The 22888-nt window shown below is 67.6% G+C and carries 16 protein-coding genes and 2 tRNA genes; 4 read left to right on the top strand and 14 right to left on the bottom strand.

What is annotated here, in order from left to right:
- Positions 1-75 precede the first annotated feature (75 nt).
- The 8 genes from ACZYZ5_RS19940 to ACZYZ5_RS19905 all read right to left on the bottom strand — a co-directional run bounded on the left by ACZYZ5_RS19940 (position 76) and on the right by ACZYZ5_RS19905 (position 8431).
- A complete protein-coding gene (locus ACZYZ5_RS19940; RefSeq protein WP_463904057.1) occupies positions 76-1494 on the bottom strand; it encodes a GntT/GntP/DsdX family permease in 1419 nt (472 codons plus the stop codon).
- Positions 1495-1536: 42 nt separating this feature from the next.
- Positions 1537-2061: a gluconokinase gene (locus ACZYZ5_RS19935; RefSeq protein WP_463904056.1), complete on the bottom strand. Its 525-nt coding sequence runs from the start codon at positions 2059-2061 to the stop codon at positions 1537-1539.
- Between the two features lie 74 nt (positions 2062-2135).
- Complete coding sequence (locus ACZYZ5_RS19930; RefSeq protein WP_463904055.1) at positions 2136-2915, bottom strand: PIG-L deacetylase family protein; 780 nt, start codon at positions 2913-2915, stop codon at positions 2136-2138.
- A 4-nt stretch (positions 2916-2919) separates the two neighbouring features.
- Positions 2920-3873 carry an electron transfer flavoprotein subunit alpha/FixB family protein gene (locus ACZYZ5_RS19925; RefSeq protein ID WP_463904054.1) on the bottom strand — a complete coding sequence of 318 codons (954 nt, stop codon included), beginning with the start codon at positions 3871-3873 and terminating at the stop codon, positions 2920-2922.
- Between the two features lie 14 nt (positions 3874-3887).
- Entirely contained in the window at positions 3888-4688 is an 801-nt protein-coding gene (locus tag ACZYZ5_RS19920; RefSeq protein ID WP_463904060.1) for an electron transfer flavoprotein subunit beta/FixA family protein, read from the bottom strand.
- Positions 4689-4851: 163 nt separating this feature from the next.
- The gene (locus ACZYZ5_RS19915) at positions 4852-5715 is read right to left on the bottom strand and encodes a hypothetical protein (RefSeq protein WP_463904052.1); all 864 of its coding nucleotides are present in this window, start codon (positions 5713-5715) and stop codon (positions 4852-4854) included.
- A complete protein-coding gene (locus ACZYZ5_RS19910) occupies positions 5715-6785 on the bottom strand; it encodes a hypothetical protein (protein WP_463904051.1) in 1071 nt (356 codons plus the stop codon). The genes ACZYZ5_RS19915 and ACZYZ5_RS19910 overlap by 1 nt, the downstream gene beginning before the upstream one ends.
- An 86-nt stretch (positions 6786-6871) precedes the next feature.
- The gene (locus ACZYZ5_RS19905) at positions 6872-8431 is read right to left on the bottom strand and encodes a S1C family serine protease (RefSeq protein WP_463904050.1); all 1560 of its coding nucleotides are present in this window, start codon (positions 8429-8431) and stop codon (positions 6872-6874) included.
- Between the two features lie 295 nt (positions 8432-8726).
- Between ACZYZ5_RS19905 and ACZYZ5_RS19900 the strand changes: the two genes are divergently transcribed.
- From ACZYZ5_RS19900 to ACZYZ5_RS19890, 3 genes are all read left to right on the top strand, one after another.
- Positions 8727-10772 carry a TPM domain-containing protein gene (locus tag ACZYZ5_RS19900; protein ID WP_463904049.1) on the top strand — a complete coding sequence of 682 codons (2046 nt, stop codon included), beginning with the start codon at positions 8727-8729 and terminating at the stop codon, positions 10770-10772.
- A 149-nt stretch (positions 10773-10921) separates the two neighbouring features.
- Complete coding sequence (locus ACZYZ5_RS19895) at positions 10922-11707, top strand: PspA/IM30 family protein (RefSeq protein WP_307460029.1); 786 nt, start codon at positions 10922-10924, stop codon at positions 11705-11707.
- A gap of 191 nt (positions 11708-11898) precedes the next feature.
- Positions 11899-13338 carry a cryptochrome/photolyase family protein gene (locus ACZYZ5_RS19890; protein ID WP_463904047.1) on the top strand — a complete coding sequence of 480 codons (1440 nt, stop codon included), beginning with the start codon at positions 11899-11901 and terminating at the stop codon, positions 13336-13338.
- A gap of 202 nt (positions 13339-13540) precedes the next feature.
- Here ACZYZ5_RS19890 and ACZYZ5_RS19885 read toward each other — a convergent pair.
- The 4 genes from ACZYZ5_RS19885 to ACZYZ5_RS19870 form a co-directional block, all read right to left on the bottom strand.
- A tRNA-Met gene (locus ACZYZ5_RS19885) sits at positions 13541-13614 on the bottom strand.
- 156 nt (positions 13615-13770) lie between these two features.
- Positions 13771-13844 (bottom strand) — tRNA-Met (locus tag ACZYZ5_RS19880).
- Positions 13845-14039: 195 nt separating this feature from the next.
- The gene (locus ACZYZ5_RS19875) at positions 14040-17060 is read right to left on the bottom strand and encodes a UPF0182 family membrane protein (RefSeq protein ID WP_463904046.1); all 3021 of its coding nucleotides are present in this window, start codon (positions 17058-17060) and stop codon (positions 14040-14042) included.
- Positions 17061-17233: 173 nt separating this feature from the next.
- Complete coding sequence (locus ACZYZ5_RS19870) at positions 17234-18382, bottom strand: YlbL family protein (RefSeq protein ID WP_463904045.1); 1149 nt, start codon at positions 18380-18382, stop codon at positions 17234-17236.
- A gap of 236 nt (positions 18383-18618) precedes the next feature.
- On the opposite strand from ACZYZ5_RS19870, the gene ACZYZ5_RS19865 reads away from it, so the two are divergent.
- Positions 18619-20073 carry a zinc-dependent metalloprotease gene (locus ACZYZ5_RS19865; protein WP_463904043.1) on the top strand — a complete coding sequence of 485 codons (1455 nt, stop codon included), beginning with the start codon at positions 18619-18621 and terminating at the stop codon, positions 20071-20073.
- On the opposite strand, the gene ACZYZ5_RS19860 is transcribed toward ACZYZ5_RS19865, so the two are convergent.
- Both ACZYZ5_RS19860 and ACZYZ5_RS19855 read right to left on the bottom strand, forming a co-directional pair.
- A complete protein-coding gene (locus ACZYZ5_RS19860; protein WP_463904042.1) occupies positions 20070-20684 on the bottom strand; it encodes a M48 metallopeptidase family protein in 615 nt (204 codons plus the stop codon). The genes ACZYZ5_RS19865 and ACZYZ5_RS19860 overlap by 4 nt on opposite strands.
- Complete coding sequence (locus tag ACZYZ5_RS19855) at positions 20684-22879, bottom strand: ATP-dependent DNA helicase UvrD2 (protein WP_463904041.1); 2196 nt, start codon at positions 22877-22879, stop codon at positions 20684-20686. The genes ACZYZ5_RS19860 and ACZYZ5_RS19855 overlap by 1 nt, the downstream gene beginning before the upstream one ends.
- Positions 22880-22888 lie beyond the last annotated feature (9 nt).

The raw sequence follows: 22888 nt of genomic DNA, 5'->3' as shown, positions 1-22888 counted from the left end.
CGCAGGTCGTGAACCTTCAAGAGGTTCACGACCTGCGCGGCTTGTGTTTATACTGCCGCTGCCGGCGTCGTCCTGCTAAATGACGAGCGAGAGCAGCATGATGAGGCCGAAGCTGACCACCGAGATCAGCGTCTCCATCACGGTCCAGGTTTTGAATGTCTGGCCGACGGTAAGGCCGAACAGTTCCTTGACCAGCCAGAACCCGGCGTCGTTCACATGTGAAAGGAACAGCGAACCGGCGCCAATGGCCAGGGCCAGCAGCGCGGCGTGTGTCGGCGTGAGCGAACTGGCCAGCGGCGCCACGATCCCGGCCGCCGTTACGGTCGCCACGGTGGCGGATCCCGTCGCCAGGCGCAGCGCGACGGCCACGATGAAGCCCAGCACGAGAACGGACATGTTCGTGCCCTCGGCCCATTTCTTGACTGAATCGCCGACGCCGGCGCCGATCAGGGTCTGCTTGAAGCCGCCGCCGGCCCCCACGATCAACATGATCCCGGCAATGGGACCCAGGCTGGCGCCGATCTTGGATGTGATCTTGTTTCCCGTGAACCCTACGGCGTAGCCGAAGGTGAAGATCGCGAGCAGCACGGCCAGGGTCATCGCGACGAGCGGCTGGCCGACGAAATCGAAGAAGGCCCGGATCCACGGGGCGGTCGCAGCGTCGGGCCAGATGATGTCCACGACGGCTTTGAGGAGCATCAGTACTACGGGGAAAATGATGGTCAGAAGCGTGACGAGGAACGTCGGCGGGCACTTGACGCCCTCCATGTCCGCACCGTGCTCGGTGTCGATGCCGCCCGCGACAGCAGGGGCGCCGACGGGCACCCACTTGGCGGCCAGCCGGGAAAACAGCGGCCCGCAGATGATGACGGTGGGCACGGCGACGAGTAGTCCCAGCGCCAGCGTGGTGCCAAGCTCGGCTTTGACGGCGCTGATCGCGATCAGGGGTCCGGGGTGCGGTGGCACGAGGCCGTGCAGCACGGAGAGTCCGGCCAAAGCGGGAATGGCGATGCGCATGAGCGGCATCTTGGAACGCTGGGTCACCAGGACGATGACCGGCAGGAGCAGCACCAGCCCGATCTCGAAGAACATCGGCAGGCCGATGATGACCGCAACGAGCGTGATGGACCAGACGAGCTTGTTGCCGGTGGCCTTGGCCAGCAGCGTGTCGACTACGCGGTTGGCGCCGCCGGAGTCCGCCAGCAGCTTGCCGAGCATGGCTCCGAGGGCGATCAGCAGCCCGACTTCCTTGAGGACGCCACCCACACCGTCCTCGAAGTTCCTGATGACCAGGGCCGGATCGACGCCGGAGGCTAGGCCGACGAAGGCCGAGCCAATAATGAGCGCAAGGAACGGGTGGAGCTTGAACTTGGTGATCAGCACGACGATGAGCGCGATGCCGAGGGCTGCGACCGCCATCAGGCGGGTGTCGAGGCCGGTCCAGGCTTCAACGGCAGCCGGAAGCTGCGTGACTAGATGGGAATTCAAAAACATGATCCTAGCTGGTATGACAGGGGAGAAAACGGGCAGGGCGGGCTACGGCCCGGCGACGGCGAGCCGTAGCCGGTCGATGATTTCCTGCGCCTCGTCAGACGGCGCCGAACTGACGTTCAGCGTGATGGCGTTTTCGTCCTCGGTGGGGGCCTCGAGCGCCTCGAACTGGGACTCGAGCAGGGCCGGTGGCATGAAATGCCCGTGCCGGGACGCCAGCCGGTCCGAGATCCGGTCCTGGCTGCCGTCGAGGAATACGAACACCACCCCTTCGCTGCGAAGGACGTCCCGGTAGCGCTTCTTCAGCGCCGAGCACGTGACGACGCCGGGGGTGCCGGACGCGGTGTGCTGCCGGATCCAATCCGCGATGCATTCCAGCCAGGGCCAGCGGTCCTCGTCGGTCAGCGGCCGGCCTGCCTGCATTTTCGCCACGTTGGATGCGGGGTGCAGATCATCGCCTTCGGCGAAATCCCAGCCCAGCCTGCCGGCCAGAAGCCCTGCCACGGTTGACTTTCCCGATCCCGAGACGCCCATGATGACGAGTACGGGGTGCTGCGCAGTCTTCGCCATTAAAGTCTGCCTTCCCTAATTAAATATGATTTAAACAGAGGCCAGCTTATGGGAGGGGACAACGGGGGGCAACATTAGAAGCCTGCGATCGTGCCCTGGCCGTTAACTGTTACGACATGGAAGGCCTCCGCGCTGCGGCCGGCCGGGAGACTGCCCCGTTCCGCGGTCCGGAGCATCAGCCCGCGGACGGTGCGGTCCATCGCCTCGATGTCCGGGTGCTGGCTGCCGTGGATATGGATCGCGGCGAGCTTGGCCTCGACATGTTCGGTGACGTCGACGATGTGGTTATCGCGTTCCTCGGGACCGGCGTAAAGCCACAGCCACGGCAGTTTGTACGCCTCCAGCCCCGCCTCGGCCAGCTCGGGATACGCGAACGGGTTTTCCAATGCCGGATACACGGCCCGGGTCACCGCCTCCCCCACCGCCAGATGGTCGGGGTGGCTCTTCTGGATCCGGGTCCAGTTCCGTTCCGGGTGCATCGAGAGCACGACGCCGGGGCGCAGCTGACGGATCAGCCGCACCACCTCCCGGATCACGGCGTGCGAGGGCTCGAGGTAGCCGTCGCGCTCATGCAGGTAGTGGATGTCGGTCACTCCGACCAGGGCGGCGGCACGGCGCTGTTCCTCGTTCCGCAGCCGGACTATCTCATCCCGTTGCGCCGGATCAAACCCGCCGGCGTCCCCGTCGGTCATGATGCAGTAGCTGACCTGCACCCCCGCGGCGGTCCAGGCCGCGATTGTGCCCGCGGCGCCGAAGTCGATATCGTCCGGGTGCGCGGCGAAACAAAGCACCCGCTCGATCCGGTGGTGGTCCGGATCGAACGGGCTGCGCGCCTGCGCGGCGAAGGTGGTCAAGGAATCAGCCCTTGCGCTTCTTGATTTCCGCGGTTGCCTGCGGCAGGACCTGGAAGAGGTCCCCGACGATGCCGAAGTCGGCGATCTCGAAGACGGGCGACTCGGCATCCTTGTTCACGGCCACAATCACCTTGGCGGTCTGCATGCCGGCCTTCTGCTGGATGGCGCCGGAGATTCCCGCCGAGATGTACAGCTGGGGGGACACGGTCTTGCCGGTCTGGCCGATCTGCGCGTCGTGGCCGATCCAGCCGGCGTCCGTCGCGGCGCGGGAGGCGCCGATGGCGGCACCGAGGGCATCGGCCAGGTCTTCCACCGGGCCGAAGTTCCCGTCGACGCCGCGGCCGCCGGCCACCACGATGCGCGCCTCTGTGAGGTCCGGGCGGCCGCTGGCGGCCTTCTCGTTGCGGGCGGTGATCCGGGCCGAAGCCGCTGTGGCGGTCTCCGGCACCTCCACGGTGACGGTTCCCGGCGCGGTGCCGGTGACGGCGGGTTCGGGGGTGATGCTGTTGGCTTTGACGGTCAGGACCGCGACCGGCGTCGTCGCCTTCGCCGTGGTGGTGTAGGAACCGGCCAGCACGGACTTGTGCGCGGTTCCGCCGGGGTCCACGGCGACGACGTCGGTGATGACGCCGGCACCGAGCTTGATGCCCAGTCTCGCCGCGATTTCCCTGGCCTCCGCCGAATTCTCGGTCAGCACAACGGTGGCATCGGCGGTCAGGACCGCGGCGGCCAGGTAGGAGGCCTTGGGGCCGACGAGGTAGTCGTCGAGGTCCGCCGCGGAGGGCCGGTACAGCGCCTGGACCCCGTAGGCTCCCAGGGTTGCCGCGACGTCGTCGTGCAGCTCGCCGTTGAAGGCGACCGTCGGCTCGCCCAGGGACCGGGCAATGGTGAGCAGCTCCAGGCTGGCCTTCTTCAGGGCCTGGCCGGGGTTGTCGATGAATACAAGCACTTTTGCCATGTCTGGGAATCCCCTTAGAGCAGCTTCTGGGCGGCCAGGAACTCAACCAGCTTGATGCCGGCGTCGCCCTCGTCCGTGATGATGGTGCCGGCGGTGCGCGCCGGCCGTACCTCGGCGGATTCGACGGAGGTCCAGGACCCGGACCGCCCGACCTGCGCGGGGTCGACGCCGATGTCCGCAAGGCTCAACGTGGTGATGGTCTTTTTCTTCGCCGCCATGATGCCCTTGAAGTTCGGGTAGCGGGGGTCATTGATCTGGTCCGTGACCGAGACGAGGGCGGGCAGGGTGGCCTCGACCGTGTCCGCGTGCGAGTCGCCGTCGCGGCGGGCGGTGAGCCTGCCGCCGTCGAGCTCCAGCGAGGACACGAAGGTGACCTGCGGAAGGTCGAGTCGCTCCGCGAGCTGCGCCGGGACTAGGGACGTTTCGCCGTCGGTGGAGGCCATGCCGGTGATGACGAGGTCTGCGGGGGTGTCCGCGCCGAGGTGGCGGATGGCGGCGGCCAGTGCCAGCGAGGTGGCGGCGGCGTCGGACCCGGCGAGCGCGCCGTCGCTGAGGTGGACGCCTTCGGTGGCGCCAATCTGCAGGGACTTCTTCACCGCGTTGACCGCACCGGCGGGACCCATGCTCAGGGCAATGACCTTGTTGCCGGCCGCTTCCCCGCCGCGGGCCTCGATCAGCTGGAGTGCGGCCTCGAGGGCGTACTCATCCAGTTCGGACAGGATGCTCTCGGAGCGGTCCGTCGTGTTGCCCGCACCGGTGAGGTGCCGGTCGAACTGGGCGTCGGGGACGTGCTTGACCAGCACGATGATCTTCAATGTCTCTTCCACTGTGTTTGCAGCAGCCTTCCATGCGGGTGGACAGCCAGCCGGGTGGGGTCGTGGCCACGGAGCGCCCGGGGTGCCGGGTGATCCTAGCTAACCATATCGGGGAGCACCGGCACGGCTTGGGTTAAGGCCTGTGTCAGGACCGCGGACGCAGTCAGGACTGGATCTTCGACCGCGGGTTGTGGAACCGGATCGCCGCCGCAATTTCGCTGGCCTCCCCTTCAACTTCATCTCCCGTCTCCAGGTCCTCCACCACAACTCGCGGTTTGAGCTCCGTCACGGTGAACCCAAGGCGGACGCCATAGCCGCGCCGAAGCCTCACCTTCGACATGGCCCCAAGATCGCCGAGGTTTTCGGTCCAGGCCGCGATTGCACGTTGGGCGTATTGTTGCTGCTCCCCAGGCGGACCCGGCTGGGTCTCGGATTCGTCATCCGGCCCCTCCAAGTCGACCGCGTAGCTGATCCGGGGATCCTCGGAGGTCCCGCCGATCTCAACGGAAATCCCGGAGAGGGGCCATAACTCGAGTTCCGAGGCCAGCATCCTTCCCCACCATCCGGCCAGGACCCCGGCAACGTGCACGGCACTTTCATGCGCTACACGGGTGACTGTGTAGCCGCCGTACGAGCCATCGACCATCAGCGATTGATCGGCCAGGAGCGCCAGCAGGGAGTCGTGGCCCCGGACAAGGGAATCCACGACGGGTTGATCGCGGGTGAAGCCGGAGACCAGGATCGAGGAAAAGGCGGCACTCGATTCCTCCGATTCGGCGATGCGGAGGTCAAGTTCCTCGTGGTCACCCAGGGTCCGGATCACTGGGCTCGTGCAGGTCACCAGCGCCGGGAACCCTCGGCGGCTGCCCAGCACCAGGACCGTATACGTCGTGGGCTGCGGCTCCTTGTTGATCTCCACAGTGACCTGAGCGTCGAACGGCAGAGCCATCGTCAGCTCGGCAACCTGTGCATGGGCGGCTGCGGTCGCAGCGCGGCTGGCGCCGGAGAAAACGTCAAACAAACCCATCAGAGCAGCGCCGCCAGCGGTCCGGTCAGCAGCACCCGCGCCACGACCAGCAGGGCCGCGCCGGCCAGTATCCACAGCAGGGCCGGGGTGATGCGGCGCCGGCGCAGCGTGCGCCCCGCGGGGGTGACTACCGGGGTCGCGTTCCTGCCAAACAGGTCCGCCGGTTGATGGTCGGCCAGGCCGACCATGGCCGCACCCACGCCGAAGACGATCCGTGAAATCTGTTGCCAGGTTTCCTCGCGGGTGAGGTCGAGTTCCTTGCGGATAAAGAAGACGATCTGGTCATCAGCCGTCTCCACGTCGAAAGCCGGAGCGTCGAGCCGGAGCTTTCCGAGCACGTCCGAAGGAAAGATCCGGCGCGCCTGCTGTTCGTATCCCTCCGGCGCGTACAACTTGAACTCATTTGCGTGTTCGCCGTCCAGCGGCACTAACTGGGACGCCGCCAGGCTGGTCGGCACGCTGGAGACAAACCAATGATTGTTTTCCCTCGCGTCGCAAACGATTCGCGGCAGCACGCGGTCGGCGGTGAGTGCAATGTATGTCCATGACGAGGTGGAGGGCCGCTCGTTCGGACTGAGACGCTCCGCCCCGGTCTGGTAGGAGTAGTGGGCAATCTCAAACGGGAACGGGTGGGCCGGACCGCTTCTGAACCGCATCCCCGAGCGCGCGTGGTGGCCCTGTTCAAAGATCGCACCTTTTAGCTTCGGCGGTGTCGCTTCTTCTTGATAGAACAGCCCGTTCTGTTGCACGAACCGACTCACCCGGATGGCCGCGATCTGGGGGTCCTCCCCTCGGGCCTCGAGCAGGAAACCGATGGCTGCCGCAACAACCCCGCCCAGAAAGATACCCGACCCGATGTTGAGCGCCGACGCGTCCAGGTTAAAGGATTCCACAGCAGCCTCGGCAATGCCCATCGAACAGAGCAGCCACACCGCGAGGCAGGCGGCGACAAGCGGAACAAGGACTCCCTGGGGGACGAAACCGAGCTTGCCCCAGGGTCCTGGCCGGGAGCCAGCCTCTTCCGGCGAAATCGGCTGTTGGAAAACGGATGTATCTAAACCGGATGACATTCCGCGAGCCTATCTCCATTCGATGGAGAATGGGCGGGGTGTTCCGGCGGGGTGTGCCTCCATCCCCGCCGGAACCGGCTGCGCTATTACTCGGCGGCCGCGCCGAGGGTCACATCCAGCTGCTGTTCCTTGCCGTCACGGACGACGGTGACCTTGACCGAGGCCCCGGCGGGCTGCTCGCGCACGGCGGCGGTCAACTGGTTCGGGTCGCTGATCGCGAGGTTCTGGAACTTCGTCACGACATCGCCGACCTTGACGCCGGCCTTGTCCGCGGCGGAGCCGGGCTCCACCGTGGCGACCTCGGCCCCGACGGAGAAGCCGGAGGCCGAGGAACTCGCGGTCTTCTGCTTCACACTCACGCCGAACTGGCCGTGGGTGGCCTTGCCCGTGCTGATGATCTCCTGGGCGACGCGCTTGGCGTGGTTGATCGGGATGCTGAAGCCAACGCCGATGTTGCCGCTGCTGGCGGAGTCGCCGCCGGCGGAGGCGATCGCGACGTTCACGCCGATGATCTCACCCTTGGTGTTGACCAGGGCACCGCCGGAGTTCCCCGGGTTGATGGCGGCATCTGTCTGGATGACGTTGATCGAGATGCTCCCCTGGCTGGTGGTGCTCTGGCCCTGCCCGCCGTCCGGCGGGGCGAACTGGAAGCCCTGGTCGCCGCCTTGCGAGTCGTCGGCGCCTTCCTCGGGCGCGGCCGAGGAGGCAACGCTGATGGTGCGGTTCAGGGTCGACACGATGCCGTCGGTCACGGTTCCCGTGAGGCCAAGGGGCGATCCGATCGCCACGGCGGTATCGCCGACGTTCAGCTTGCCGGAGTCGCCCAGGACTGCCGGGACCAGCCCGGAGCCGTTCTTGATCTTTACCACGGCGAGGTCGGAGAGCGGATCCGTCCCGACGATTTCGGCGCTGTAGACCCTGCCGTCACTCATCCGGACTTCGATCGCGGCGTTGGCCGCCGTGCCGTCGAGGGTGACGACGTGCGTGTTCGTGAGGACATGGCCTTCGCCGTCCAGGATGATGCCGGAGCCCGTGCCGCCCTCGCTGCCGCTCGAGGCCTTGATAGTCACGACACTGGGCGTGGCCTTCATGGCAGCCGCGGTGATGGCGTTGACGTCTTCGCGGTTGTTCACGATGACAGGGCCGGCCTGGCTGCTGCCCCCGGACCCGGTGGACATGATGGCCGGGTCCTCCAGCCACTGCGTGGCGCCTGCGACCACGCCGCCGCCGACCAGGCCCGCAGCGAGGATGCTGGCCACGAGGGTGGGGACGCCGAAGGCAGCCTTGCGCTTCGGGGCGTGAGCCGGATTGGACGTATACGGCGACCCGGGCTGGTTACCCCCGTAGCCGCCCTGCTGATGCTGGCCGTAGGGACCCTGGGCGTACTGCGGGTAGCCGTGCTGGTCACGCGCCGGCTGGGGCTGGCCGAAGGCGGACTCGCCGGCCGGGGGGCGGCCGTAGGACGGCTGGTGCTGCGGGTAGACCGGCTGCGGGGGGTTGTCCGCGGCCCGGTCCAGCCGGAGCGTCGGATTCTCGTGTGCTGAGTCCGGCGCGGGTGCAGCCTGTGGGTGCCCCGATTCGCCCTCGTTCGGCGTGGCCGGCTCCCGGTTCTCTGGTGACGCGCCCTGCGCTGGGTTCTCAGTCATAAGACTTCCTTTCATCCTCGTCTCTATTAACTATGGACGATCTCACTGATACTAGGGCGCGCGTTTACTGGGAGATTCCTGAACACCGTAAGCGCCGCGTCCGGCGTTGCCCTGAGGCGTTCAGCGCTTTTCGCTGGTGGCATATTCCCGCCGGTGGACGGCCCAATGGGTGCACCATAGAATCAAATGGAATCGCCACAGCGACCTGCGGCTTTACATCTGCGTGGGGGCGCTGCTGCATTCTGTGACGACCGGTTCGGCCCGAACTGGTCGCAGAAGTGCTGAAGGGTTGCACATGCGGTCTACCTATACACGTCTCCTCGCCGTTCTTGGCGTCGTCGGACTGCTGGCGCTTCCAGCCGCTCCGGCCCTCGCCGAAGCTCCGGTGACGCTCGACCCCGTCACGAAAGTCGTTGACTCCGCCGGAGTCCTGGGCGACCGGAGGGGCGAAGTCGAACAGGCCATCAAGCAGCTCGGCGCGGACCACGCGATGACGTACCACGTCGTCTATGTGGACAAGTTCGAGAACCCCACCGACCGGTATGCCTGGGCCAAGGAGGTCGCGGACACGGCAAGCCTCGGCGCCAACGCCATGCTGCTGACGGTTGCCACGGACACGCGCCAGTACCTGTTGAGCAAGCCCTCCAACAGCAAGATCACGGACGCGCAGCGTGAGACCATCGTGACCAGCGCGGTTGACCCGAACCTGCGCGACGGCAACTACGCCCAGGCCGCCATCGACAGCGCCGCAGCCATCGGCGATGCCGCCGGCGGAGGCAAGGGCACCGTCCCGTCCGAGGGTGGCGGCGCCGGCAGCGGCGTGCTCGTGGGCGTGGGCGTCGTTGCCGCAGGTGGAGCGGGCGCCTACCTGTATCTCCGCAACCGCCGGAAGAAAGCCGCCGCGGGAGCGCAGGCAGACTACGGCACGCAGGGCGCCGAGCTGGATCCGCTGGCCGGACTCACCGTCGAGGAACTGCGCCGCAAGAGCGGCTCGCTGCTGATCGAGGCGGACGACTCGATCAAATCCAGCGAACAGGAGCTTGGCTTCGCGCAGGCCCAATACGGCGACGCCGCCGTCGGGAACTTCACGAAGGCCCTGCAGGACGCCAAGGGCCACATGTCGGAGTCCTTCAAACTGCAGCAGCAGCTCGATGACCACATCCCCGACACCGAAGAGCAGCAGCGGACCTGGCTCGGCGAGATCATCCGCCGTTCCGAGGCCGCACTGGCCTCCCTGCAGGAGCAGAAGGCCGACTTCGATTCACTGCGGGAGCTGGAAAAGAATGCCCCGCAGGCCCTGGCCGCGGTCAGCGCCGGCGCGAGTGAGGCGGAAGCCAAAATCGCCAGCGCCGAGCGGTCCCTCGCCGAGCTGCGCGCCAAGTACGCCGAGAGCGCCCTGGTCCAGGTTGGAGACAATATCAAGCAGGCCAAGGACCGGCTCGCCTTCGTGCAGAACGCCTCCGTCACGGCCCAGGAGAAGCTCAGTGCCGGCGAGGGCAGCCTGGCCGCCGTCGCCGTCCGCGCGGCGGAGGAAAGCCTGCACCAGACGAACGTGCTGATCGGCGCCATCACGAAGGTCGCCGGCAGCCTGGACGAGGCCCGCAGCGGCCTGGAGTCCGCCGTCGTGGACACCTCCCAGGACCTGGCCCAGGCCAGGGCCCTGATCCAGTCCGGGGCGCACCCCGAACTCGCCGGACCGGTCGCCGCGGTGGAAGCCGCCCTGGCGCAGGTCAAGGCCGAAATCCAGGGCGGTAAGATCGACCCGATCGCCACCCTGGAGCGGGTCGAGACGGCGCACCAGTCGCTGGACGGGGCCCTCTCCGGCATCCGCGACCAGCAGGAGCAGACCCGCCGTGCGCAGGCCTCGCTGCAGCAGAGCATCATGTCCGCGCAGGCCCAGATCAGCGCGACCTCGGACTACATCACCGCCCGCCGCGGCGGCGTGGGCACCGAGGCCCGGACCCGCCTGGCGGAAGCCCAGCGGAACCTCGACTACGCACTGTCCATCTCGCGCACCGACCCCGTCACCGCCCTGCAGTACGCCCAGCAGGCGCACTCGCTGGCGGCGCAGGCGGCGCAGCAGGCCCAGTCCGACGTCGACCACTTCGGCGGCTACGCCAACCAGGGCTACGGCCGCGGCGGAATGTTCGGCGGCGGCGGCGGAGGCGGCGGCCTGGGCGGCGCCATCCTCGGCGGCATCCTGATCAACTCCATCCTGCACGGCGGCGGCGGCGGAGGCGGGGGCTGGGGCGGCGGCGGCGATTCCGGCGGGGGCTGGGGCGGCGGCGGTGACTCCGGCGGAGGCTGGGGCGGCGACTTCGGCGGCGGCGGCGACTTCTAGGCAGGTGCCCGGGGCCCAAACGCGGCCAACACGCCGGGCGCACACAGACTAGCGCCGGCGGGGACGTTCCCGCCGGCGGATAGAAGCGGTACATTTCACTGTTCACCGAAATTCAGTGGGAACCACTGAGCAGGACGAAAGGTAACACCATGAAGCAGTCCATTTTCGGCCGCATGGCGCAGCTGGCGAAGGCCAACATCAACTCCCTGCTGGACCAGGCCGAGGACCCGCAGAAGATGCTGGACCAGATGGTCCGGGACTACACCAACAACATCGCCGAGGCGGAGTCGGCCGTGGCCCAGACCATCGGCAACCTGCGTATGCTCCAGGACGATTACAACGAGGACATCAAGAACGCCCAGGACTGGGGCAAGAAGGCCCTCGCCGCGTCCCGCAAGGCGGACGAGTACCGGGCCAAGGGCGACACTGTTGACGCCGAGAAGTTCGACAACCTCGCCAAGGTGGCCCTGCAGCGCCAGATGTCCGCGGAAAACGAGGCGAAGTCCGCCGAGCCGAGCATCGCCTCCCAGACCGAGGTCGTGGACAAGCTCAAGCACGGACTGGGGCAGATGAAGGGCAAGCTCAACGAGCTCACCAGCAAGCGCAACGAGCTGGTGGCCCGCTCCAAGACCGCCGCGGCCCAGACCCAGGTGCACGATGCCATGAAGAGCATCGACTTCATGGATCCCACCTCCGAGGTGGGCCGCTTCGAAGAGAAGATCCGCCGCGAGGAAGCCAAGGTGCGGGGGCAGCAGGAACTCGCAGCCTCCAGCCTGGACGCACAGTTCAACTCGTTGGAGGACCTCGGCGAGCAGACCGAGATTGAGGCACGGCTCGCCGCGCTGAAATCCGGTGGCTCCCCCGCCGCCATTGGCGCCGGTGAAAACCGCGCAGCCGGTTCCACCGTCGACGAGGCGGACTTCGACAAGCTGTAGGCACACCCCGGCGCGTACCGCCGGAAAAATTCAACACCGGAGCGGCCGAGGCCGGGCCCAGCAACCGTCCACCACGGTCGCCGGGCCCGGCCTCCGCTTTGAGTCGGACGGTACGCGGTAGTGCGGCTGTGGTGCGGCTGTGGAGCGGCCGTGGTGCGGCCGCGGCGGGGCTCCGCGTGTACCGTTGACCCATGTCTTCGGGAACCCTGTCTTCGACCCTTGTCTGGCTCCGCGACGACCTCCGGCTGGACGACAACCCCGCCCTGAGCGAAGCAGCTTCGCTGGGACTGCCACTGACCGTGGTCTATGTCCTGGACGAGTCCTCCCCCGGCGTCCGGCCCCTCGGCGGTGCCACGAAATGGTGGCTGCACCATTCGCTGGCCGAACTCGCTACCGGGCTCGAGGCCACGGGATCACGCCTGCTGCTGCGGCGCGGTGCGGCTGCGGACATCATCCGGGACCTCGCCCGGGAGACCGGCGCCTCGACGCTGCTCTGGAACCGACGCTATGGCGGCCCCGAACGCGAGTTGGATGCCGGGGTCAAGGCCTGGGCCGCGGAACAGGGCCTGACGGCTGCCAGCTTCCAGGCAAACCTGATGTTCGAGCCATGGACGGTGCGGACCGGGGCGGGCGGACCGTACAAGGTCTTCACGCCCTTCTGGCGGGCCTGCCTCGACGGTCAGGAGCCCCGGCTCCCCCTCGACGCCCCGGGGCGCCTCCCTGCCCCGGCTGTGGACGCCGGGGGCAAGCTTCCCGCGGGCGACCCGCTCGACAGCTGGGGGTTGCTTCCCCGCCGGCCGGACTGGAGCGCCGGCCTGGCCAGCACCTGGGAGCCCGGGGAAGCCGGGGCCCACCAGCGGCTGGAGGACTTCCTCGACGGTCCGGCAGAGGAGTACGGCACCGGCCGGGACATCCCCGGGGTCGAGGGAACCAGCCGGCTCTCCGCGCACCTGCGGTTCGGCGAGATCAGCCCCTTCCGCATCTGGCATGCGCTGCGGGAACACTTTGGGCCCGCGGCGCCGGCCGACGTCGGGATCTTCCGCTCCGAACTCGGCTGGCGGGAGTTCTGCTGGCAGTTGCTCTACGAGAACCCGCAGCTGGCCACCCGGAACTACCGGCCCGAGTTTGACCGCTTCGCCTGGCAGACACCCTCCGACGCCGAACTCGAAGCCTGGCAGCAGGGCCGCACCGGCTACCCCCTGGTCGACGCCGGGATGCGCCAGCTGTGGCAGACCGGCTGGATGCACAACCGCGTCAGGATGGCCGCCGCGAGTTTCCTGGTCAAGAACCTGCTGGCTGACTGGAGGCTCGGCGAGGCGTGGTTCTGGGACACCCTCGTGGACGCCGACGCCGCAAGCAACCCCGCGAACTGGCAGTGGGTGGCCGGATCCGGCGCTGACGCCTCGCCGTACTTCCGGATCTTCAACCCGGTCACCCAGAGCAAGAAGTTCGACGCCGGCGCCCGCTACCTGCGCGAGTTCCTCCCGGAGCTGTCCGGCCTGGACGATAAAACGATCCACGAACCGTGGAAGGCCGATGGTTTGGCGGCGGGCTACCCGGAACCGATCGTCGGCCTGCCGGAGTCCCGTGCCCGGGCGCTGGAGACGTACCAGCGGCTCAAGGACGGCTAGCGCGGGCCCAGGGGACTGCCTGCCCGGCAGCAGGGATGCTCCGGACCGGGCAACCGGGGAATAGGGAACTGGGCCGCAGGGACCCTCCGCACCAGGCAGCAGGGGCAACAAGAAAGGCCCGGATCAACAGATCCGGGCCTNGCAGCAGGGGCAACAAGAAAGGCCCGGATCAACAGATCCGGGCCTTTCTCTTCTTCTTCAGTTGCGGGGACAGGATTTGAACCTGTGACCTCTGGGTTATGAGCCCAGCGAGCTACCGAACTGCTCCACCCCGCGTCGCAAGATCAACACTACCGTACTTTTGGGGCCGCCCGGACCACTATCAGGACGGCCGCCCGGACCGCTGCCCTGGCTGTGTTCCAGGACACCCGCTGCCGGCTTAAAGCAAAAGGTCCGGAACACTGTTTCCAGTGTTCCGGACCTTTTCTTCAGTTGCGGGGACAGGATTTGAACCTGTGACCTCTGGGTTATGAGCCCAGCGAGCTACCGAACTGCTCCACCCCGCGTCGCAAGATCAACTCTACCTGCCGGTGAACTTGGGGCCAAATCGAGGCGGCGTGATGTGCGTCTCGCAGCCCCGGGGGACGGGGCACGGGGCCGTCCGCGCAAGGGAAACGGAAAGGCCGGGTCCCCGCTCCGGTGGGAGCGGGGACCCGGCCTTCAACCGTGCCTCGGCCGGCCTTGCCTGGGCGGGCTCGGCGTCAGCTGCTCGGCGTCGGGGCCGGGGTGGCCGCCGGGGTGGTGGCATCCGGCTCCGGGCTGGACGCCGGTGCAGGAGCCGGAGTTTCCGCCGCGATCTTGGCTTCGGCGTCGATGGCCCGCTGCAGGGCCGCGGTCAGCTTCTTCTGCTCCTCGCCATAGGCTGCGAAGTCGCCCCTGGCAAGGGCCTCCTGGCCGGCCTTGATCGCGGCATTCGCCGCGTCCAGGGCCGCCTTCAGCTCTGCCTTGGCGTCCGTGCCGCCCGGAGCGGACGGTGTTTCGCCCGGCGTCGTGGGCGTGGCGGGTGTCTGCCCGTTGTTGGCCTTGTCGCCGGCACTGGCTCCCGAGGCACCGCCGAACAACTGGTTCAGTGCCTCGTCCAGGGTCGGCGCGAAGCCGATCTTGTCACCGAACGCCACGAGGACGCGCTGCAGCGTGGGGTAGGAGGTTTCGCCCGTAGACCGCAGGTAGACGGGCTGGACGTATGCCATGCCGCCACCAACCGGCAGCGTCAGCAGGTTGCCGTTGAGCACCGCCGATGCACCCTGGCGCAGCAGGTTCAGCGCCTGCGAGACGGTGGGGTCGGAGTTGAACTTGTTCTGCGCCTGGCCCGGGCCGGGGATGTTGGCCTCCGGCGGGATCTGCAGGAGCCTGAGCTGACCGTAGGTCTCGGCCTTCACACCCTTCTCCTTGCCGGCGTCGGAGTCGGCGGCCAGGAAGCCGTACAGCACGTTGCGGGCGTTTCCGTTGACCACCTGCGGGATGAACGAGGACGTGAGCTGGAAGGCCGGGCTGTCCTGGTCAGGCATTTTCAGGGACATGTAGTACGGCGGCTGCTTGACGTCGTCCTGCACGGTCGGATCGTTCGGGACGCTCCAGGCATCGTTGTTGGTGTAGAAGTTATCCGGCTGGGTGACGTGGTAACGGCCCAGGAGTTCCCGCTGGACCTTGAACAGGTCTTCCGGGTAGCGGACGTGGCTCATGAGGTCCCCGGACATTTCCGAGAACGGCTTCAGCGAGGACGGGAAGATGTTCTGCCAGGCCTTGAGCACCGGATCCTGGTCGTCCCAGGCGTAGAGCGTGACCTTGCCGTCATAAGCGTCCACAGTGGCCTTGACCGAGTTGCGGATGTAGTTGACGGAGGTATTGGGCAGGGACGCTGTCCGCCCCGCAGTGGTCTGCGAGTCGGCGGTGGCTTCGGAGAGTTGCTCCTGCTGGGAGTACGGGTAGTACGGGCTCGTCGTGTAGCCGTCCACGATCCACTTCACCCGTCCGTCGACGACGGCCGGGTAGGCGTTGCCGTCCACCGTGAGGTACGGGGCAACCTTTTCGACACGTTCCCGGGGGTTGCGGTCGTAAAGGATCTGGGAGTCGGCATTCACACCGTCAGAGAGCAGCAGGTCCGAGGACTGGAATTTGATCGCGTAGAGGACCTTGTTGAAGAAGCTGCCCACGTTCGGGCCGCCGTCGCCGGTGAAGGTGTACTGCGTTTCTCCGTCGCCTTCCTTGGCGGCCGGCCGGTCCTGCTCGCGGTTCGGTGCGCCGTCGGGGGCGCCGACGATCGAATAGTCAGCAGAGTTCTCGCCGAAGTAGATCCGCGGCTGGTAGGTCGAGTCATCGCCGAGCACTCCGGTGGACGGGATTCCGGCCTGCAGGAACTCCGGCTTGCCGTCGACGGTGAACTTGTTGCCCTTGGCGGCGACGACGCCGTAACCGTGGGTGTAGACAACGTGGCGGTTCAGCCAGGACTGCTGGTTGGCACTCAGCCCGTCCGGGTTGAGTTCGCGGACGGCGATGACGGTGTCCTGGATCTTCCCGTCAATCTCGTACCGGTCCACGTTCAGGGCGCTAGGGAACTGGTAGTAGGGCCGGTACTGCTCGAGCTGGGAGAACGCGTCCGAGATCAGGTTGGGGTCCAGCAGCCGGATATTGGCCGTGGTCTGCGCGTCGGGGGCCAGGGCGCCGGTCGTGGCGTCGGTGGTGGCGTTGTACCGGGTCTCCTGGATCTTGTCGAGGCCGTATGCCGAGCGGGTCATGTTGATGTTGCGTTCGATGTACTGCTTCTCGAGCGTCTGCTCAGAGGGCCGGACCTGGAACTGCTGGATCACCCAGGGGTAAACGCCGCCGGCCAGGATCGAGGTGATGACGAGCATGGCGGTTCCGATGACAGGCAGCCGCCACTTGCCGATCACGGCAGCGACGATGAACAGCACGGCGACAAGCACCGCCGCCACGGCAAGGATGGATTTGGTGGGGATGACGGCGTTGACATCCGTGTACAGCGCACCAGCCCAGCGGCCGCCGCTGTTCTGCACGGCGGCGTAGCGGTCCAGCCAGAAGTTGGCGCCCAGCAGGAGCAGGAAGGCTGCGCCAGAGACGGCGAGGTGGATCTGCGCCGCGCGGCTGGTGAAGATGCCGCGTTCCATGATCCGGATGCTGCCGTACAGGTAATGCGTCAGGATGCCCGCGACGCCGGCGACGATGGTGACGCTGATCAGGAAGCCGGTGACGAAGCCCAGGAACGGCAGGGTCATCAGGTAGAAGCTGATGTCGAGCCCGAACTGCGGATCGTTCTGGCCAAAGGATTCCTGGTTCAGGAACAGGAGCACCTTTTGCCACTGGCTGGCTGCGGCGCTTCCGGCGAACAGGCCGAAGAGGACCGGCAGGCCGACCATAACGACGCGGCGGATCGGTTCAAGCTGGACCTGGTAGCGGTTTAGGTTGTCCCGGATGTCCGCGTCCGGTGCGTACACGGGGCGGGCGTGGTACGCGATCCGGATGGCGAAGAACACGGCGGAGAACATCAGGGCGAAGCCGACCAGGAAGATGGCGATCCGTGCCAGGTTCTCGGTCAGAAAGACTTCGAAGAAGCCCAGCTGCTGGTACCAGAGGACGTCCGTCCAGACATTGGCGAAGAAGATGAAGCCCACAACAATCAAGGCCACAACAATCAACGTCGGCGTCAGTGCGCTTCGTCGTTGCTGGGGTCTTCCGGGCGGGACAGTGCTGGGGGGACGGGACAAACTCGGTACCTCATAGCTGGTCGTCAGTTACTGGTTTTTAGTTATCTGTGCGGCGCTTCGATGCAGTAACGCGAAAGTTGCTGAATTCTAGCGACCGCCGGCACCGCCCCAAAAGGGCGGCGAAGCCGTCATAAGTGCCACGATTGGCGGCGGATCTTAGTTCCGCCGCCAGTCTAGTCGGTGGAGCAAACCGGAAGCCCGGATGTGTCGGCACCGGACGCGGCCAGTTCTACCGCCTTCCGTGCGTCGGCCAGATTCTCGACCCGAACCACCTGCAGACCGTCCGGAATATGGCCGACGACGTCGTCGCAGTTTGCGGCCGGCGCCAGGAACATCGTGGCGCCGCCGGAGCGTGCGCCGTGCATCTTCTGGCTGATGCCGCCGATCGGCCCGACAGCGCCGTCGGGGGTGATGGTTCCGGTGCCCGCGATGTGCTTGCCGCCGGTCAGGTCGCCGGGGGTGACGGTGTCCACGATGCCCAGGGCGAACATCATCCCCGCACTGGGACCGCCGACCTTCTCCAGGGAGATCTTGACGTCGAAGGGGAACTTGAACTGGTACTGCAGCAGGACTCCGAGGATGAAGCGTCCGGCCTCGGTCCTGGAGGGTGTGATGCTGGTGGCCACACTGCTGCCGTCGCGGTCGACGACGACCTCCACCGGTGCGCCGTTGCCGGCGGCCAGCTCAGCCTGGACGACACTCAGCGCGGTCGCCGGCTTGCCGTTGACGGACACCAGCACGTCGTTTTCCTGAAGCTTGCCGGCGGAGGCGGAACCCTCCGGGACGCCCGCGATCTGCATTTTCTGGTCGAACGCGATCCCCAGTTCCCGGAGTGCCGAGGCCACGGCGTTCTCCTGCGAGGTGGTCATCGCGACGGCGCTTTCCTGCTGGGACTGTTCCTTGGTCACCCCGGTGGGAAAGACGAGTTCCTCCGGATAGACGCCTTTCGCGCCGTCAAGCCAGGCGGAAAACGCCTCGAAGACCGTCACCGGCCCGTTGGGGCCGCCGTCGACGTAGACCGTGGTCAGGTCCAGGTTGCCCTGGGCGGGAAAGCTCTCGTGGCCGGTGACGCTGATGACCGGTTGGCCGTTGTCCTTACCGAGAGTGTTGAACGTGGGACCCGGTGATTCCACGACGTACGGGACAGGCAGGCTCAGGGCGGTGATGCCCAGCGCCAGTGCCAGCAGTCCCGAGACGAGCATGGCGGATGAGCGGTTGTCCCGCTGCGGGCCGGAACGTGATCCGGACAGCAGGGCCCGGCGGCCCCGGGTCTGGCCGGCCGCCGGCTCGCTGCCGGGCTGCCCGCCCTGCGTAATCGTCAATGAAGGACCTCTCCGTGCCGCGCCCGGGGACCCCTGTGGACCCCCTGATCAGCGCACCGCGCCCGCGCCCTAAGCCGTGGCTGCTGCCTGCCAATATTCCAGTTTCTAACACTACGCGCTCGGTTGCCGGCTGGGCTCTTTGCCTACAGCGAACGTGGCGGGGTTTCAGCAGACAGCCCGCTGGCTGCGCGGTACCGTGAACGTGAGAAGCAGCCACACCGACGATCGGCGGGATCATGACCTCCAACCCACTTAATCCGTCCAATGGCGACGAGGAACCCAAGGATCCGCTGGCAGAAATGCTGAAGAACCTGATGGGTGGCCAGGGCATGGGGAACATCGACCCTGCGGAACTGGCGAAGGCAGCCGGCCTCCCGGACGACCCGAACCTCCTCGCCCAGATGTTCTCCCAGGTTCAGGCCATGATGAGCGCCCCCTCGGAAGGTCCCGTGAACTGGCAGCTCGCGCACGAGAACGCCCGGCGCGTGGCCGCCAGCGGGTCGGACCCCTCCGTCACGGCGCAGCAGTCCCGCGACGTCGATGAAGCCCTGCGGCTCGCCGAACTGTGGCTTGACCAGGTTACCGGCCTGCCGGCCACGGGCCTGATCGGCCGCGCCTGGTCACGGGCCGAGTGGGTCGAGGAAACACTCGGCACCTGGAAGCGCCTGACCGAGCCAGTTGCCAACAGCATCGCGAATGCGCTGTCCACGGCCATGACCGAGCAGATGCCGGAGGAAATGAAGTCGATGATGGGCGGCGCGTCCTCAATGCTGCAGAACATGGGCGGGGCGATCTTCGGCATGCAGCTGGGCCAGGCCATCGGCGCCCTGTCGGCCGAGGTGGTCAGCTCCACGGACATCGGCGTCCCGCTCGCGGACCTCGAAATGGCGCTGCTGCCCTCCAACGTGGCGAAGTTCGGCGAAGGCCTCAGCTTGCCGGAGAACGACATCCGGCTGTTCCTGGCCGTCCGCGAAGCAGCCCACGCCCGGCTGTTCGTGCAGGTCCCCTGGCTGCGGGGGCACCTCCTCGGCGCCATCGAGGCCTACGCCCGCGGCATCCACATCGACACCTCGAAGATCGAGGAACTGGCCCGCGAACTCGATCCGGGCAACCCGGAAGGCATCCAGGAGGCCCTGTCACAGGGTGTCTTCATGCCGCAGCGCACTCCCGCGCAGGATCAGGCGCTGGAGAAGCTGGAGACCGCCCTCGCTCTCGTGGAGGGCTGGGTGGACGAGCTGAGCTGGGCTGCCACCGAGAAGCTGCTGCCCTCGGCCGCGGCGCTGCGTGAGACGGTGCGGCGCCGCCGCGCCACCGGAGGACCGGCCGAACACGCGTTCTCCTCCCTGGTGGGACTGGAACTGCGGCCGCGCCGGCTCCGGGAGGCCGCCGCCCTCTGGGCCATGCTGAAGGACGAACGCGGCATCGACGGCCGCGACGCGATCTGGCAGCACCCGGATCTGCTGCCCACCGCCGAAGACCTGGAGGACCCGAAAGGGTTCAGCGAACGCCGGAAGCTGGCCGAGGCCAGCGACTCCGAGGTCGACGATGCCCTGCAGAAGCTGCTCAGCGGCGGCTTCGACGAGCAGGAGGAAACCCCGGCAGCCGGGGAAGACACGGGCGAAACCACGGAAGACAGCGGCGGGACCGGGACTGACGACGTCCCCGGCAACGGCGAGAACCCCAAGTCCTAACCGATCCGCTGGCCGTCATCGTCGTCGGCCGGCGTGAGGCCGCGGGAGGTGGCGAAGGAGACGCCCTCAAGGAACGCTTTGGCGCGGGCCGTGTCCGGGTAGGCCTCGAGCAGCCGCCAGAACGCGGCGTCGTGGCCGGCCACCAGCAGGTGCGCCAGTTCATGCAGCAGCACGTAGTCGATGACCCACTGCGGCATGGGCTGCAGCTTGTCCGACAGCCGGATGGTCCCCTCCGACGGCGTCGCGGACCCCCAGCGGGAGTTCTGGTTGCCCACCCAGCGCACGGAGGACGGGACGGCCCGGCCGCCGAAGTACTTCGCGGACAACTCGGCGGCGTGCGCCGCGAGGGCGGCGTCGCTGCGCGGACGCCGCCGGCCGGCACCCCGGGTCCCCCGCTCCCCCTGGAGGCGCAGCTTCTCGAGCATCCGGTGCACCCAGTCGAGTTCCTGGGCGCGGCTGAAGGAGGCGGGAATGGCGACGACGGCGGTGCCGTTCTCCCAGAACGCCGCCACGGTGCGGCGGCGCCGGGCGGATCGCCGGACTTCCACCGGGGCGCCGTCGGCAGTGGTCAGCGGCATGGCTGCCGGAACCGTGCGGCGGCTGCCGGCCATCAGAGAGTGGTGCTTTCGACCAGCACTGCCAGCACTGCTTCCCCGTACTTCTCCAGTTTGGACGGGCCCACCCCGGGAAGTTTGGCGAGCTGTTCCAGGGATTCGGGCCGGGCTTCGGCAATGGCGGTCAATGTGGCATCGGTGAAGACCACGAAGGCAGGGACGTCGGCTTCGAGCGCGATGTCCTTGCGCCACTGCCGGAGCGCGTCGAAGGTCTGCTCCTCGTAGCTGGGCGGGCACTGGTTGCAGCGGCCCACCTTGCGTTCGGCCCCGGACGAGAGCATGGTCCCGCAGACCCGGCAGGTCGCCGGCACCGCCGCTTTGCGGCGCGGCGCCGCCCCCTTGCCGCGGACCGAAGAGCTGGCCACGGAGTCGGGGCGCAGCCCGTCCAGGAAGCGCGAGGGCTTCCGGTTGGCGCGCCCGCCCGGGGTCCGTGCGGTGGACCAGGACAGGAACAGGTGTTCCCTGGCCCGCGTGATCCCCACGTAGAGCAGGCGGCGTTCCTCGTCCACGGACTCGGGGCTGTCGGCGAAGGAGATCGGCATCAGCCCCTCGCTGAGCCCGACGAGGAACACGGCGTCCCACTCCAGGCCCTTGGCGGCGTGCAGCGAGGCCAGGGTGACGCCCTGGACGGTGGGGGCGTGCTGGGCCAGGGAGCGTTCCTGGAGTTCGTTGACGAAGTCCGCGAGGGTGAACTGCGCGCCGCGGCTGATCACGAGTTCGTCGGCCAGCGCGACGAGCGCTGCGAGGGATTCCCAGCGTTCCCGGAGCGCGCCGCCGCTGTGCGGGGCGGCGTCCGTATAGCCCAGCGAGGCGACAATGTCGCGGACCAGCTGGCCCAGCGGCTCGGGGCTGGCGGTTTCGGCGACGGCCCGGGTGGCGGCGCGCAGCTGCAGGATGGCGTCCCGGACTTCCTTGCGGGCAAAGAACCGTTCCCCGCCGCGCAGCTGGTAGCCGATCCCCGCCGAGGCCAGGGCCTGCTCGTAGGCCTCGGACTGGCCGTTGGTGCGGAACAGCACGGCGACCTGGCTGGCCGGCGTGCCGGCGTCGAGGAGCTCGCGGACCTTGACCGCCACGGTGGCGGCCTCGGCCTCGTCGTCGGAGCATTCGGTGAACTGCGGCACCGGACCGGCCGGGCGCTGCGCCAGGAGCTGCAGCGGCGTCGCCCAGGCGGCGTCGGCAACGGGACCGCCGCTGCGGCGGCCGCCCAGCAGTTCGTTGGCCAGCCTCACCACCTGCGGGGTAGAGCGGTAGTCGCGGATCAGCTTGACGACGGTGGCCTCGGGGTACTGGGCCTTGAAGCCGAGCAGGTGCTTCGGCGAGGCGCCCGTAAAGGAGTAGATGGTCTGGCTGGCGTCGCCGACGACGCAGAGCTCGTCGCGCCCGCCGAGCCACAGTTCCAGCAGCCGCTGCTGCAGCGGCGAGACGTCCTGGTATTCGTCGACGACAAAGTGGCGGTACTGCTCGCGGACGGTGGCGGCGACCTTCGGGTCCTCCTGCAGGATGCCCACGGTGATCAGCAGCACGTCCTCGAAGTCGATCACGTTCCGGTCCGTCTTGACGTCCTCATAGGACTGGAAGACGCGGGCGACGGCGGTCAGGTCAAAGCCGCCCGGGGCGCCGCGGCCCTGGGCTTTTTCCAGGTAGTTGGCCGGGGTCAGCATCGACACCTTGGCCCACTCGATTTCGGAGGCCAGATCGCGGATCGAGGCCCGGTCGGTGCTGAGGCGCAGCCGCCGGGCCGCCTCGGCGATCATCTGGGCCTTGTGATCCAGCAGGTTGGGCAGGACGCCGCCGACCGCCTGGGGCCAGAAGAACTGGAGCTGGCGCAGGGCGGCGGCGTGGAAGGTGCGGGCCTGGACGTTTCCGACGCCGAGGTCGCGGAGGCGGCTGCGCATTTCGGCCGCTGCCCGCGACGTGAAGGTGACGGCCAGGAGGCGCTGCGGGTTGTACACGCCGGAGTGCACGCCGTAGGCGATCCGGTGCGTGATGGCGCGGGTCTTGCCGGTGCCGGCGCCGGCGAGCACGCACATGGGTCCCTGCAGGGTGCTGGCAACTTCGCGCTGTTCGGCGTCAAGGCCGCCGAGAATTCGCTCTTCAAGGGAGCGGTTGCCCGGCGCCACGTCGTCGGACGGGCCGGACGGGTCGGACGGGCCGGACGGGAAGGCGCTGGACTGGATCATGTCGGTGTTCACTTCTGCTGC

The organism is Pseudarthrobacter ribosi, from assembly GCF_055412865.1.
Note: the sequence above shows the minus strand (reverse complement) of the source record. Positions and strands in the feature narration are given on the sequence as shown.

Bases quoted from the DNA above. Each gene is read 5' to 3' on its own strand.
- ACZYZ5_RS19925 (WP_463904054.1), bottom strand. From the start codon at position 3,873: ATGGCAAAAGTGCTTGTATTCATCGACAACCCCGGCCAGGCCCTGAAG.
- ACZYZ5_RS19895 (WP_307460029.1), top strand. From the start codon at position 10,922: ATGAAGCAGTCCATTTTCGGCCGCATGGCGCAGCTGGCGAAGGCCAAC.
- ACZYZ5_RS19910 (WP_463904051.1), bottom strand. From the start codon at position 6,785: ATGTCATCCGGTTTAGATACATCCGTTTTCCAACAGCCGATTTCGCCG.
- ACZYZ5_RS19860 (WP_463904042.1), bottom strand. From the start codon at position 20,684: ATGGCCGGCAGCCGCCGCACGGTTCCGGCAGCCATGCCGCTGACCACT.
- ACZYZ5_RS19865 (WP_463904043.1), top strand. From the start codon at position 18,619: ATGACCTCCAACCCACTTAATCCGTCCAATGGCGACGAGGAACCCAAG.
- ACZYZ5_RS19940 (WP_463904057.1), bottom strand. From the start codon at position 1,494: ATGTTTTTGAATTCCCATCTAGTCACGCAGCTTCCGGCTGCCGTTGAA.
- ACZYZ5_RS19905 (WP_463904050.1), bottom strand. From the start codon at position 8,431: ATGACTGAGAACCCAGCGCAGGGCGCGTCACCAGAGAACCGGGAGCCG.
- ACZYZ5_RS19915 (WP_463904052.1), bottom strand. From the start codon at position 5,715: ATGGGTTTGTTTGACGTTTTCTCCGGCGCCAGCCGCGCTGCGACCGCA.
- ACZYZ5_RS19890 (WP_463904047.1), top strand. From the start codon at position 11,899: ATGTCTTCGGGAACCCTGTCTTCGACCCTTGTCTGGCTCCGCGACGAC.
- ACZYZ5_RS19900 (WP_463904049.1), top strand. From the start codon at position 8,727: ATGCGGTCTACCTATACACGTCTCCTCGCCGTTCTTGGCGTCGTCGGA.
- ACZYZ5_RS19935 (WP_463904056.1), bottom strand. From the start codon at position 2,061: ATGGCGAAGACTGCGCAGCACCCCGTACTCGTCATCATGGGCGTCTCG.